The sequence below is a fragment of the Sulfuritalea hydrogenivorans sk43H genome (genome assembly GCF_000828635.1).
GTDB classification, from domain to species: Bacteria; Pseudomonadota; Gammaproteobacteria; order Burkholderiales; family Rhodocyclaceae; genus Sulfuritalea; species Sulfuritalea hydrogenivorans.
Map to the genome: position 1 here is coordinate 1,882,477 of NZ_AP012547.1, position 12,998 is coordinate 1,895,474.

Genomic DNA, 12,998 nt, shown 5'->3' on the forward strand with positions numbered 1-12,998 from the left:
CGGGCGATCCAATCACCATACCGGAAATAGCGGCGAAAATCCCGTCTAATCAGAGTATTGAATTCACTTGAACGGTGCATGGTTTTGTGACATCCTGCGTTAGCACTCAGCGTATTAGAGTGCTAGCAATTTCCTTATCTTCGGTTATCTCCTTGTGAAAGGGTCGTCCCGATGGCGCAAACACACAAGATCGTCTTCTACCCTGTCGGTAACGGAGACACGTGCCAAATCATTCTGGCCGGCGGCCGGCGAATCCTGTTTGACTATTGCCATCGGCGAGTCGCTGAAAATGATGACGATCCAAGAATCGACCTGAAGAAGCAGCTGAAAGACGAGTTGAAGGCTGCTGATCGCGATGATCTCGACGTCGTAGCGTTCACGCACGCCGACACCGATCATATCGCCGGATCCACCGATTTCTTGGAACTGCGCCACGCCGCAAAGTACCAAGGGGATGGCCGAATCAAGATGCAGGAACTTTGGGTTCCAGCCGCCTTGCTGATCGAGGAAGTTGAACGGGACAAGCTGAGCAGCGAATTTGCCATTCTGCGCCGTGAAGCACGCTACCGCGTACTGGAGGGAAAAGGAATCAAGGTCTTCTCCAAGCCCAAGCGCCTGATGGACGAATGGTTGCGCCAGGCACTGAAGGATCGCGGAGAGTCTGAAACCGCCCGGGATCATCTTTTCGTCGATGCCGGAACGCTGGTCGACGGTTTCTCTCTCGCCGTCGATGGCGCCGAGTTCTTCTGTCATTCCCCCTTCATTAAGCACTGCGACCAAGGCGACGACCTGCGCAACGAGGCGGCCTTGATCTTCAATGTCCGCCTGCGCGCCGACGGAGCCGATTTCGACTTCCTGCAGATCGGCGACAGCACCTGGGAAGTTCTCGAGGATATCGTCTCCATCACCAAGACCCATAAGAATGAGGACCGGCTCAAATGGAATCTCCTCAACATCCCCCATCATTGCAGCTACTTGGCATTGAGCGACGAAAAGGGGAAACAGGAGACCGAGCCCAAACCTCTGGTCAAAGAACTGCTGCTCCACGGCAAGAAAGACGCCTACCTGGTCAGCTCCTCCGATCCGATTCCCGATAGCAAGGACATGTACGAGGCGGATCAACCGCCCCATATTCAGGCCAAGAACGCATACGAAACGTACCGGAAGAAGGTGCAGGGCCGCCGTGTAGTCGTGACTATGGAGGAGCCGAACGCCTCCAAGCCGGAGCCGCTGATGTTTGAAGTGAGTGTTGGTGGCGTGGCGTGGATCAAGGCGATCTCGGGCGCGCCCGCGGTACTTGGGTCGAAACCGCCGCGAGCCGGATTGGAAAGTCGCCCGATTAGGGCGGGGTAATGGAACCTCAGTTTCATGCCCTCAGCGATGCGAAGGAAATTTCCGGCACGGATCTGACCCAGCCGCGCGCCAAGGCGCTTCACGATGCCGTTAAGCAGCATCGTGACGCTGATCTCGTGGGCGTATTTCTGGGGAGGGCCACTCCCGAGGCATCGCTAGGCGAGATTATCGTCGTCGACCTTTCCTGCGACGGCGTCCCGCCGTCCAATGCGCCGGGCATCGGTTTCACTGAGCGTCTGGCGCTGTGCGTACCTGAAGACGCATCAAATCTGGTCGAAGTCCTGGCGCTCAGAGTGGGATTCCCGTTGCTGATGCATCAAAATTCGGTACTGCCGGATAGGCCTCGGAGCCTGTGCCTGTATCAGGAACCGCCGCGGTCCGTGGCCAGAACCTGGACAGCAGCTTCCATGCTCAAGCGCATTCAGGTTTGGCTCGAGGGGTCGGCCCGCGGAACCCTCCACGCCGCCGATCAGCCAGTGGAACAGCTTTTTTTCGTTTCGCCGTACGAGCTGGTTCTGCCGTGGAATTTCGAGTTGCTCCTGTCGGACAACAAGGCCAAGTTCTGGGTGGTACGCGGGCCCAAGCGGCCGGGGAAAGGAGACACCTTTTTCCTGGAGGGCAGCGCGGAGCGTAAGGCAGAGCGCACAGCCTCCCTGGTCAGCTTAACGCTACCTGCGGTGGTCCACGGACGCGTGGAGACGGACTTCGGGACGCTCGGACAATTGACTGACGCGCTGTCTGCACGAGGTGTCCACTTGTTGGGTGAGCTGACGAGCGAGATCGAAACGCGCGTCGGCGCGGGAATTGCGGTCAGCCAGGACGAACCGGCTACCGTACTCCTGATGCGCGTCCCGATCGTCAGAACTGAAGGCCAGCCACCGTCGAAGATCGCCCATCGGGCCTATTTCCTGAACACCGGCATGCTGAAGCTGGGTGCCGCGATGGGGACGATTTACGCTGCCCACGACGGCAAATACTACAAGGAGGCGAAAGCGACCTTCATTCAGCCGCAGGAGAAAACGGAATGGCGCAGCCAGATCATTCTCCCGATGGAGGTGCTTAAATGCCTCGATCGCCCGGCCGCCAGAGCCCAATCTGGGCTGGCTTCCGAGGGACCGGCGGGAGCCATGATTGGTGCCGGAGCGCTGGGAAGTGCGCTGCTGGACATGTGGACGAGAGCCGGCTGGGGAGAATGGTCAATTATCGACAACGACCATATCAAGCCGCATAACCTGGTCCGTCATCAAGCCGACGCGTTTTTGATCGGGGTGTCCAAGGCGGAGGCGGCCGTCCAGCACATCCGGTACGTCATGCAGAATGCAACGAAAGCGACCGCCGTCACTGCGGATGCCTGCGATTTGAAGGATGCCAAGGTGGTTGAGGCGCTGCGCGCCTCGAAACTGGTCTTGGATGCATCGACGACATTGGACTACCCGCGTTTGAGCAGCACGCGAGACGACGTTGGCCGGCATGCCTCGGTCTTCGTCACACCGAGTGCCAGAGGCGGCGTATTGCTGCTCGAAGACGCTGCTCGCAAGAAAAGACTACGGACGCTCGAGGCGCAATACTATCGAGCCATACTGACTTCCGACTGGGGAACCGATCACCTTGACGGGAATCGCGGCACCTTCTGGAGCGGTGCCAGTTGCCGCGATATATCGATGGTCATGCCGTATTCCGACATTGTTCGCCATGCGGCCGTTTTCGCCGAGCAAGTTCCTCGCCTTTCGGAGTTGCCCGAAGCGGCGATTCGCGTGTGGTCTTGCGATGCGGAGTCGGGTGCGGTCTCGGCGCACAGGATTGAAGCTGTCGATGAACTGCAGTTAAGTTTTGGCGAGTTGGATTTGTTCCTCGACGTCGGCGTCTACGACAAGATGAAGTCGCTGCGCAAGATGCAACTCCCCGACGAAACGGGCGGCATCCTGCTGGGTTATCACGACTTCAACGTCAAAGCCGTCGTTGTCGTCGACGTACTGCCGGCGCCGACGGACAGCGAGGCGAGCCCTGGGTCTTTTGAACGGGGCCTGGCAGGCGTGGCCGACGCGGTGGTCGAAGCTCGCCGCCGTACCGCGGAAGTCGTCGGCTATATCGGCGAGTGGCACAGCCATCCCCGGGGCTACGGCGCGCATCCCAGTGGTGACGACAAATTTCAGTTGGCTTACCTGACGCTCGGTCTCGCCTTGGAGGGTCTGCCGGCGGTCATGCTTATTGTTGGCGACGACGAGCTATGCGCTATGCAAGGATTCGTGAAGTGAACGACAGGCAGGTTGCCTTGGCGCTGTCCGGGGGCGGCATCCGTGCCATGATCTTCCACCTTGGCGTGCTCCGACATCTTGCCGAAAATGGAGCGCTCGAAACGATTTCTCGCGTTTCCACCGTCTCCGGTGGCAGTCTCCTGCTGGGACTCGTGTTCAAGGAGTGCGACTACGTCTGGCCACGCTCCGACCAGTTCCTTTCCCAAGTCTATCCAGCGCTGCGCGAGCAGTTGTGCGCGAAGAGCCTGCAATGGGGCGCCGCAAGACAGCTTGTGCACCCAGGAAATTGGCGATACTTCCTTTCTCGCTCAAACCTGCTGGCCAAGGCCTTGCGGCATGAGTGGGGCGTAACGGCAAAACTGTCTCGTTTGCCCGAAGCGCCGGAATGGTCGATCAACGGGACCACTGCGGAGACCGGGAAGCGGTTTCGGTTCAAGCGCGATTCCCTCGGTGACTACATGCTCGGCTATTCGGCACCCGGCGATTTCCCCTTGGCCGACGCCCTTGCTGTATCAGCTGCGTTTCCGGGAGGATTTGGTCCGTTATCGTTCGAGGCCGCCCGCTTTCAGTGGAAGAAGCGACCGGCATGGGGCGCCCCAGTGGATAGCGCCGTCAACGTCGAAGTCGGTTACCGACGCCTGCACCTGTACGACGGCGGTATCTATGACAACTTGGGACTGGAACCCTTTTTCGATGCCGGACGCGGCGTTCCCAAGCCTGAGGTCGATTTCATTCTGGTGTCGGATGCCGGCGCGCCCTTAAGGTCTGGGTTTCCACGTTTTTCGATCAATCCCTGGCGACTGAAAAGGGTAGCCGACATCACGTCTGATCAGTCGCGCGCCCTGCGAGTACGTGGCTTCATGAGCTATATCGGACAGAATTCCGACAAGGGCGCCTATGTCTATATCGGGATGCCGGCAGAGGCAGCGCACCGCATCGAGGGAGCCGAACCGGCCGGCTTCCCGACTACGTTACGCCGTGTAACGGGGGCGCAATTTGACTGCATCGCTGGACACGGTCAAGCGGTCGCTTCCCAATCTTTGGCGGCGGACTCACTCGGATTTCACCGGGATTGAAAAGCGCGGGGTAGCCGGATCGTATCGGCACAACCCGATCAGATCGCACGATTTGACCGCTAACACTCGATAATCTATCATTATCACATCTCACATTTTGGCGTTTTATGATTACGATTGACGCCAATTATAGTATGTATTATCGTAGTATGTAATACAGTACGAAATACATGGAGGTGGCCATGGCACGTGGCGGCATTTACAAGGCGGAAGTCATCAGAGCTCGGGATAAGCTTTTGGCGGTGGGGCGGTATCCATCGATCGATGCAGTCCGACAAGAACTTGGCAACACCGGTTCGAAAGCCACCATCCACCGGTACCTCAAGGAGATCGAGGAAGAAGAGGGAGGCAAGTCCGGCACCAAGGTGGCCATCAGCGAGGCATTGCAGGACCTCGTGGCACGCCTGGCGGAGCGCCTCCAGATTGAGGCCGATGCCCGCATCGCCGAAGTAAAAGCCAAGTACGTGGCCGAGTTGACGGAGCAGCGTCAGATGCAAGAAGCGGTCGAGGCTGAAGCGGCAGGCCTGCGCAAAGCGCTAGAGAAGGTCCAGGCCGATTTGACTGAGGAACAGACCCGTCATCAACGCACGGCAGAGCGTCTGCAACATGAGATTACGGCCCATGCCATCGCCACCCAGCAGGTGACCGACTTCGAAGACCGACTGCGGACGGAAGAGCGACACCGGCGATCCCTGGAGGAGAAGCATACCCATGCTCGCGAGGCGCTGGAACATTTCCGCACGGCCACCAAAGAACAGCGTGAGCAGGATCAGCGCCAACACGAGCAGCAGGTCCAATACCTGCAAAGCGAGGTCAAGACCATCGGGAATAGCCTGATTCAGGCGCAGCAAGTGGCGGCGACAAGCAACCAAGAAAATGCACGCTTGACGTCGGAGCTATCCCAATCGGGACGATCCCTACATGACGCGAGGGCAGAAGTCCGGGCACTGAAGGATGTGAAAGCCGAACTGGTCGCGGCGCAACAGCAAATGGATCGCCTGGGACGTCGGGTGGCGGAACTCGAAACCCAAATCGGCGCAGCGAATGCGACGAATGAGCAACTCGCGGCTGGCCGCGCCCAAGATCGGGCAGAAATTCATCAACTTCAGATCAGCCTGACAGCGGCGCGGTCAGCAGCAGAGACGCAGGAGCAACTTGCTGAGAAGATTCAGGCATGGATGAATCAAAAACCAGGTCCTGCGGGCGGCGCGCCGGCGGCGGGTACACGTTAAACCCGCGTGGTTGAGCGGCTTCCGGGAGAAACCGCCAAATTCAGCACGGAAAGTACGGGAACCCTGACATTGCGCCGGGCGAGAGCGTTGCCCTGGTGGGGACATCGGGCGCCGGCAAGACGAGCCTGTTCCAGTTGCTGCTGCGTTACTACGAGGTGTCGGATGGGGCCATCCGGCTCAATGGCCAGGACATCCGGCAACTGAGCCTGCACGACCTGCGCGGTGGCATCGCTATCGTCCCGCAGGACCCGGTGATCTTTTCCGCCAACGCGCTGGAGAACATTCGTTATGGCCGCGCCACGGCGACCGACGATGAGGTCAGGCAGGCCGCGCGGGCGGCATTGGTGGATGAGTTCATCGATCGCTTGCCCGAGGGCTACCAGACCTTTCTGGGCGAGCGCGGCACGCGATTGTCGGGCGGACAGCGCCAGCGCATCGCGATTGCGCGGGCCATTCTGAAAGGCGCGCCGTTGCTGCTGCTGGACGAGGCGACAAGCGCGCTGGATGCCGAGTCCGAGATACTGGTGCAGCGCGGCTTGAATGCGGCGATGGAGGGACGCACCACCGTGATCATCGCCCATAGGCTGGCGACGGTACAAAAGGCCGATCGCATCGTGGTGATGGAACGTGGGCGCATTGTCGAGATCGGCACCCCCGAGGATCTGCGCGGACAGGGAGGGCTTTACGCGAGGCTGGCGGCCCTGCAGCTCGACCTCTGATTGGCCGGTGCCAACTCTTTCCAGTTGTTTACATAATGCCAATTATACGAAGTAATAGCGCGGAATTGACCAATCCAAATTGAATCGACCGCTACTCGACGGCCCCTACCTTACGCAGGTAGTCGACGATCTCGGCATTCCCAGCCTGGTGAGCCAGGCGTAGCGCCGTCAAGCCGTCATAGTCGGCAAGGTCCATGTCCGCATCGGCATCGACGAGTTGCTGAACCAGTTCAGGACTCCCGAGCTTGGCAGCGATCATCAATGCGGTTTGCCCATTGGGCGCTCGTGCATCGAGTTTGGCGCCCTTGGCGATCAGCAGCGCGACGACTTCCTTGTTGCCGCCGAAAACCGCATAGTGCAAAGGCGTCCAGCCGGAGGGATCTAGCGTCGCTTTCTTTTCGAGCAGCGCCTGCACCACGTCGAGCCGGCCGCTCAGCGCAGCGAGCATCAGCGCGGTATCGCCGTATTGATTGCGACGATTGACGTTGGCCCGATTGGCCAGCAGGGTTTCCAGCAGCGAGTAGTTTCCGGTGCGTGCGGCAATCATCAGCAGCGTCGAGCCGTTGCGGTCGGCTGTATTGACGTCCATCCCGCGCTTGAGCAGATCCACCACGGTGGCAGATTCGCCATTGCTCGCTGCCGCGATGATGTCGTCGTAGGCGCCCGCCCGCGCGATGCCAGTGGCTAACAGAAAGATAAATACAACCAGAAGCTTACGCATGGCTGGCGGCACCAAACAAACGAAAGAAATTGGTCGTGGTGGCTTGGGCCAAAGCCTCGATGTCGATGCCTTTCAGGCGTGCGACCTCCTCGGCGACATGCCTGACCAGGGCCGGATGATTGAGCTTTCCGCGATGCGGCACCGGTGCCAGATAGGGGGCATCGGTCTCGACGAGGATCCGGTCGAGTGGCACGAAGCTGGCTACTTCCTTGATTTGAAGCGCGTTCTTGAAGGTGACGATGCCTGAAAACGAGATATGGAAACCGAGTCGGAGGGCGGCTTCGGCAACGGCGAGCGTCTCGGTGAAGCAGTGGAATACGCCCCCTGCTTCGCCTGCGCCCTCCTCCTCAAGAATCCGCAAAGTATCGGCAGCCGCCTCCCGTGTGTGGATGATCAGAGGCTTGTTGGTGCGGCGCGCGGCGCGGATGTGGGTGCGAAAACGTTCGCGCTGCCACTCCAGATCGCCCTCCAGCCGGTAATAGTCCAGCCCGGTTTCGCCGATGGCGACGACTTTAGGATGGTTTGCGAGGCTAATCAAGCGCTCCTGGTCGGGCTCTTCGCCTTCCTGGGTGTCGGGATGAACGCCCACCGCGGCAAAGAGGTTGGGGAAGCGCTCGGTCAGTGCCAGAACGTCCGGAAACCGTTCCAGCGTGACGCCGGCGATCAGCGCCCAGCCGACGTCATTGGCCTTCATGGCGGCCAGCAGTTCGCCTTCCCGGCCTGCGAAGTCGGCGAAATCAAGGTGGCAGTGCGAATCGACCAGCAGCGCACTCATCAGGCCACCGGGCGCAGGGCGCGCAGGAAATGAGCCGCAAGGTTTTCGAGAAAAAGCAATTGATTCAATGGGTGACGGGCGCTGCGGCGGCACTGGTTGATCTCGCGCCAGGCGGCCAGCAGGGCATTCGGATTGAGGTTCTGCACGCCTTTGGGCCGCGGCCAACCGCCGTGGTAGCGAACCTCGCCCGCCAAACGCTCCTGCGCCAAATCGAACAGCCAGCGCTGGACGCCTTCGACCAAGTTCTCCATGCGAAACACGCCGTCACCCTTGAGCAGGCCGTCCCAGCGCGCGGCGAGCGCAATCGGGTCCGCAGGCGGCGAAACCAGGGACTCGACCAGTGCGTCGATCGGCGCCAGTTGCCCCTGTTCCTTCCACTGCGCGACCCGCATCGGCGCGCCGCCGGCGAGGTTCAGGTAGCGCGCCGCCTGTTTTTCGAGACCGGCGCCGGCCAGCCAGGCGGCGGCGGCGGCGGCATCGGGCGGCCCGAAGGGAATCACCCGGCAGCGGCTCCGAATCGTCGGCAGCAGCGATTTTGTCTTAGATGAAACTAATATGAAATAAACACTTGAAGGTGGTTCTTCAAGTATCTTAAGAAGTGCATTTGCCGCCGCGGGATTCATCGCATCGGCTTCGGTGATGAGCACGACGCGGTTGCCGTCGCGATGGCTGCCAACAAAAACGAAGGCTTCGAGTTCGCGGATCTGGTCAATCTTGATATTGGCTGCACTGCGCTTTTTGGTCTTTTCGACGACGCCTTCTTCAGGTTCTTCATCGCCATCCGGGGCGACACGCCGAAAATCCGGATGATTGCCAGCATCCAGCCAGCGGCAGGCTTGGCATTGGTCGCAGGCGCTCAGCTCGGGCGACATCGACTCGCAAAGCAAAAGTGCGGCAAGCTGTTCGGAGAAGGCGGTCTTGCCGACACCGGCAGGGCCGACCAGCAGAACGGCGTGCGGCAGCCGGGCAAGTCCCTGTCCGAGCAACTGCTCGCGGACAGTGTTGTTCCACTGTAATTGATTTAAATCAAAATGTTGCAATTATATTCTCAAGTATTTTATTAATATGATTCGGGGTTTGCGTGGCGTCGATCAACCGAACGCGAACAGGGTTTTCGGTAGCTATTTTGAGATAGGACGCGCGCACGCGTTCAAAAAATGCGGCCTGCTCCTGTTCGAAACGATCCGGATTCGCGGTGGCGGCATGGAGGCGTTGCTGGGCAATGGCGACGGGGGCGTCAAAGATCAGGGTCAGGTCCGGTTGCAGATCGCCCAGCACCCATTGGGCGAGAGTTTCCAGCTTCTTCCAATCGAGGCCGCGCCCTCCTCCCTGGTAGGCAAACGAGGCATCGACGAAACGATCGCAAACCACCCAGTCGCCCCGTGCCAAAGCCGGCTCGATGACTTCCGCGATATGCTCGCGCCGGGCAGCGAACATCAGCAGCGCCTCGGTTTCCAGGTGCATCGGCTCCGACAGCAGCAGGGCGCGGAGCTTTTCGCCCAGAGGCGTGCCGCCCGGTTCGCGGGTGGCGACCACGGTATGCCCCTGCCCCCGCAAGTAATCCACCGCCCAGGCGTGCTGGGTGCTCTTGCCGGCACCGTCGATACCTTCGAAACTGATGAAACGGCCACGTATCATGGTTGTCTAGCGCCTCTGGAACTTGTTGACGGCATTGTTGTGCTGGTCCAGCGATGCCGAGAACACGCTCGACCCATCGCCACGGGCGACGAAATACAGCTTGTCGCTCGGGGGCGGCGTCGCAGCCGCCTGCAAGGACGCCAGACCCGGCATGGCAATCGGCGTGGGCGGTAAACCGGCCCGGGTGTAAGTATTCCACGGCGTATCGGTCTGCAGATCGACCTTGCGCAGATTGCCGTCGAAGCGTTCGCCGAGGCCGTAGATCACGGTCGGATCGGTCTGCAACAGCATGCCCCGGCGCAGCCGATTGGCGAACACGGCGGCCACCTGCGGCCGATCGGAGGGCAGGCCGGTCTCCTTTTCCACGATCGAGGCCAGGATCAGCAGTTCGTAGGGCGTTTTGAGCGGCACGGTGGTGTCGCGGCGTTCCCATGCGGCCGCCAGCCTCAGCTGCATGGCCTTGTAGGCGCGGCGCAAGACGTCCAGATCGCTGCTGCCCTTGTGGAAAAGATAGGTGTCTGGAAAGAACAGGCCTTCGGGATGCTTCTCGCCTGCGCCCAAACGGGCAAGAACCTCGGTATCGCTCAGCTTGAGCGAGTCATGGGCGAGATCGGGATGTTCGTTCAGTGCAGCGCGGAAATGGCGAAAGGTCTTGCCTTCGACCAATATGATTTCAGCTTGCGTTACATCGCCGCGGGTCAATTTGTCGAGCAGCGTCAAGGCTGTCAGGCCCTGCTCCACCTCATAACTGCCGGCCTTGATCTTCGCCGAGCGGCCGAGGATGCGGCCCAGTACCTCGAACTGCCACGCCGGCAGCCCGATGCCCGCGGCCTCGACTGCCTGGGCCGCTGCGCGCAGGCTGGCGCCTGTCGGCACTGAAAAAACGGTCGTTTCGCTGCGCATGGGCAAAGGACGCATCGAGAGCCAGCCGGCACCCGCGATTGCCGCGAGAAATGCGAGAATCAGCACCAGCAGGATTAGTTTGAACGTACGCATGAAGACTTGAATTAGGACGGGGCAGGCGCAATCTGCACCGCTGTCGCGATAATAACATTCCCACCCCCACACCCCGGACGCCGCCAATGACCCAAGAATTGATCTCCTTCCTTGCCACTCAAGGATTGACAGAAGATGGCAGCCGTTTCGGCGCTGTCGCCGATGAGCTGGTCGCAGCGCGCGACGGCGCGGTTGTCGCGCCCCTGACCGACCTGGGGGTGATTCGTGCCACCGGCGCCGATGCGGCCGGTTTCCTGCACAACCTGATGACCAACGACATCAACGGGATCGGACCAAACGACGCCCGCTTTGCCGGTTTTTGCACGCCCAAGGGCCGCTTGCTGGCGCTGTTCCTGATCTGGCGCGAGGGTGATGATTTCCTGCTGATGCTGCCGCGTGACGTCCTGCCGGCGATGCTGAAAAAACTCTCGATGTACGTGCTGCGCTCCAAGGTCAAGCTGAGCGACGCGACCGGCGAGCGCACCTTGATCGGATACTCGGCACCAGCCGCCGTACCGCCAGCACCGACTCTTGCCGGTGCAGAAATGCCCCGCTTCGGCGTTGCGGCCGTCGAAGGTGGCCAAGCCATCCGGCTCGACGATACGCGCTGGCTGCTGGCGCTCGATCCGGCCACGGCCGCATCAAGCTGGCAGGCGTTGGCGGCGGCGGCCCGCCCGGTCGGCCTGGCAGCATGGCAATGGCTGGAAATCGCCGCCGGACAGCCGCGCGTGGTGGCTGCCACGCAAGAGGCGTTCGTGCCGCAGATGCTCAACATGGAGCTGCCGGCCGTGGCCGGCGTCAGTTTCAGCAAGGGCTGCTACCCGGGCCAGGAAATCGTCGCCCGAACGCAGTACCTGGGCAAGGTCAAGCGGCGCACCTTCCGCGCCCGGCTGGCGGCGGCAGTGGCCCCCGGCACTTCGGTGTATGCCCCGGAAACCGGCGACCAGCACTGCGGCGCTATCGTCAGCGTGGCGCCCTCCCCGGCCGGCGGCTTCGAGTGCCTGGTCTGCGTACAGATCGGCGCGGTGGAAGCGGGCGAGGTGCATGTCGGCGCGCTCGACGGCGAGCGACTGGAGTTTCTGCCCCTGCCCTACGAGATGACTTAGGCAAGATGTGCCTGATCCTCGTCGCGTGGCGGGTTCATGCCGACTACCCGCTGGTGGTGGCGGCCAATCGCGACGAGTTCTTCGTCCGGCCGACGGCGCCGGCCGCCTTCTGGAAAGAAGCGCCACAGATGCTGGCCGGCCGCGATCTGGAAGCGGGCGGCACCTGGATGGGCGTCACCCGCAACGGGCGCTTCGCGGCGCTGACCAATTTTCGCGATCCTGCACAGAATCGCAAAGGCGCGCCTTCGCGCGGCGGACTGGTGGCGGACTTTCTCGCCGGGGACGAGGCGCCGCAGGACTACCTGGAGCGCATTGCGCCCCTCGGCAGGCAATGCAACGGCTACAACCTGCTGATGAGCGACGGTGCGACGTTATGGTGGTCGTCGAACATGGGCGGCGCAGCGCGGCAGCTCGAGTCGGGCGTGTATGGCGTGTCCAATCACCTGCTCGATACGCCCTGGCCGAAAGTCGGCGCTGGCAAGACGGCGCTGGCGCAGGCGCTCGAGCGCCTGCCCGACGATGACGCGCTGTTTGATCTGCTGCGGGACGACGGCATCCACCCCGACGCGCACCTGCCGCAAACCGGGGTTCCACTCGACTGGGAACGCCTGCTGTCGTCGGCCTTCGTCAAGTCGCCCGGCTATGGTACGCGCGGCTCGACCGTGTTGTCCGTGGGAACGGACGGCTGGGCCAGTTTCGACGAGCAGACCTGGCTGCCCGGGGCGCAGCGCGGCGAGCGGCTGCGCTATCGCTTCAAGGTTTCAGGCTGAACGAACCATGGTCCGGTGCGGGATGCCGGCTTCCATGAACTCCGGCCCTTCCTCGACGAAGCCAAAGCGCCGGTAGAAACCGCTGGCATGCGTTTGCGCGTGCAGTGCCAGATGCGTATGGCCCTGCTGGCGGGCTTCTTCCAGCAGTCGTTCCAGTAGCGCGCGGCCAACGCCCTTGCCGCGCCAGTCGGCCAGCACCGCCATGCGACCGATGTGGCCGTCCACCAGTAGGCGTCCGGTGCCGATGGCGCCACCGTCGCTGTCGCGGGCGACGACATGGCGGCTCGCGGCGTCGTGTTCGTCCCATTCGATGTCGCGCGGCACCTTCTGCTCGGCGACGAACACCGCATCGCGCAC

At 61.4% G+C, this 12,998-nt stretch carries 12 protein-coding genes and 1 pseudogene; 7 read left to right on the top strand and 6 right to left on the bottom strand.

Going from position 1 to position 12,998, the window contains the following annotated elements:
* Positions 1–171: 171 nt before the first annotated feature.
* The 5 genes and pseudogenes from SUTH_RS09160 to SUTH_RS09180 form a co-directional block, all read left to right on the top strand.
* Complete coding sequence (locus tag SUTH_RS09160; protein WP_041098741.1) at positions 172–1,353, top strand: ComEC/Rec2 family competence protein; 1,182 nt, start codon at positions 172–174, stop codon at positions 1,351–1,353.
* A complete protein-coding gene (locus tag SUTH_RS09165) occupies positions 1,353–3,608 on the top strand; it encodes a ThiF family adenylyltransferase (RefSeq protein WP_041098743.1) in 2,256 nt (751 codons plus the stop codon). The genes SUTH_RS09160 and SUTH_RS09165 overlap by 1 nt, the downstream gene beginning before the upstream one ends.
* Positions 3,605–4,684 carry a patatin-like phospholipase family protein gene (locus tag SUTH_RS09170; protein WP_197539670.1) on the top strand — a complete coding sequence of 360 codons (1,080 nt, stop codon included), beginning with the start codon at positions 3,605–3,607 and terminating at the stop codon, positions 4,682–4,684. Before SUTH_RS09165 ends, SUTH_RS09170 begins: the two co-directional genes overlap by 4 nt.
* A gap of 182 nt (positions 4,685–4,866) precedes the next feature.
* Entirely contained in the window at positions 4,867–5,916 is a 1,050-nt protein-coding gene (locus SUTH_RS09175) for a DNA-binding protein (RefSeq protein WP_041102063.1), read from the top strand.
* 65 nt (positions 5,917–5,981) lie between these two features.
* A pseudogene (locus SUTH_RS09180) lies at positions 5,982–6,635 on the top strand (ABC transporter ATP-binding protein); the annotation flags it as partial.
* Positions 6,636–6,726: 91 nt separating this feature from the next.
* Here the strand turns inward: SUTH_RS09180 and SUTH_RS09185 are convergent.
* From SUTH_RS09185 to mltG, 5 genes are read right to left on the bottom strand one after another with little or no spacing between them, the layout of a single operon-like run.
* Complete coding sequence (locus tag SUTH_RS09185) at positions 6,727–7,356, bottom strand: ankyrin repeat domain-containing protein (RefSeq protein ID WP_041098747.1); 630 nt, start codon at positions 7,354–7,356, stop codon at positions 6,727–6,729.
* Positions 7,349–8,122 (bottom strand): TatD family hydrolase, encoded by a 774-nt coding sequence (locus SUTH_RS09190; protein ID WP_041102067.1) that lies wholly within the window; start codon positions 8,120–8,122, stop codon positions 7,349–7,351. The genes SUTH_RS09185 and SUTH_RS09190 overlap by 8 nt, the downstream gene beginning before the upstream one ends.
* Positions 8,123–8,130: 8 nt before the next feature.
* On the bottom strand, positions 8,131–9,171 hold the full coding sequence (gene holB / locus SUTH_RS09195) for a DNA polymerase III subunit delta' (RefSeq protein ID WP_041098749.1): 1,041 nt from the start codon (positions 9,169–9,171) through the stop codon (positions 8,131–8,133).
* A complete protein-coding gene (gene tmk / locus SUTH_RS09200) occupies positions 9,158–9,769 on the bottom strand; it encodes a dTMP kinase (protein ID WP_041098751.1) in 612 nt (203 codons plus the stop codon). Before tmk ends, holB begins: the two co-directional genes overlap by 14 nt.
* Positions 9,770–9,775: 6 nt before the next feature.
* A complete protein-coding gene (gene mltG / locus SUTH_RS09205; protein ID WP_041098753.1) occupies positions 9,776–10,765 on the bottom strand; it encodes an endolytic transglycosylase MltG in 990 nt (329 codons plus the stop codon).
* Positions 10,766–10,851: 86 nt separating this feature from the next.
* On the opposite strand from mltG, the gene ygfZ reads away from it, so the two are divergent.
* Together ygfZ and SUTH_RS09215 are read left to right on the top strand one after the other, a co-directional pair.
* Positions 10,852–11,871 (top strand): CAF17-like 4Fe-4S cluster assembly/insertion protein YgfZ, encoded by a 1,020-nt coding sequence (gene ygfZ / locus SUTH_RS09210; RefSeq protein ID WP_052473477.1) that lies wholly within the window; start codon positions 10,852–10,854, stop codon positions 11,869–11,871.
* 5 nt (positions 11,872–11,876) lie between these two features.
* Positions 11,877–12,641 (top strand): NRDE family protein, encoded by a 765-nt coding sequence (locus SUTH_RS09215; RefSeq protein ID WP_041098755.1) that lies wholly within the window; start codon positions 11,877–11,879, stop codon positions 12,639–12,641.
* On the opposite strand, the gene SUTH_RS19900 is transcribed toward SUTH_RS09215, so the two are convergent.
* Positions 12,633–12,998 carry a GNAT family N-acetyltransferase gene (locus SUTH_RS19900; RefSeq protein ID WP_331709771.1) on the bottom strand — a complete coding sequence of 122 codons (366 nt, stop codon included), beginning with the start codon at positions 12,996–12,998 and terminating at the stop codon, positions 12,633–12,635. The genes SUTH_RS09215 and SUTH_RS19900 overlap by 9 nt on opposite strands.

Excerpts from the sequence above, each read along its gene's own strand:
- SUTH_RS09160 (WP_041098741.1), top strand. The coding sequence starts at position 172 with ATGGCGCAAACACACAAGATCGTCTTCTACCCTGTCGGTAACGGAGAC.
- SUTH_RS09165 (WP_041098743.1), top strand. The coding sequence starts at position 1,353 with ATGGAACCTCAGTTTCATGCCCTCAGCGATGCGAAGGAAATTTCCGGC.
- SUTH_RS09175 (WP_041102063.1), top strand. The coding sequence starts at position 4,867 with ATGGCACGTGGCGGCATTTACAAGGCGGAAGTCATCAGAGCTCGGGAT.
- SUTH_RS09185 (WP_041098747.1), bottom strand. The coding sequence starts at position 7,356 with ATGCGTAAGCTTCTGGTTGTATTTATCTTTCTGTTAGCCACTGGCATC.
- tmk (WP_041098751.1), bottom strand. The coding sequence starts at position 9,769 with ATGATACGTGGCCGTTTCATCAGTTTCGAAGGTATCGACGGTGCCGGC.
- mltG (WP_041098753.1), bottom strand. The coding sequence starts at position 10,765 with ATGCGTACGTTCAAACTAATCCTGCTGGTGCTGATTCTCGCATTTCTC.
- ygfZ (WP_052473477.1), top strand. The coding sequence starts at position 10,852 with ATGACCCAAGAATTGATCTCCTTCCTTGCCACTCAAGGATTGACAGAA.
- SUTH_RS09215 (WP_041098755.1), top strand. The coding sequence starts at position 11,877 with ATGTGCCTGATCCTCGTCGCGTGGCGGGTTCATGCCGACTACCCGCTG.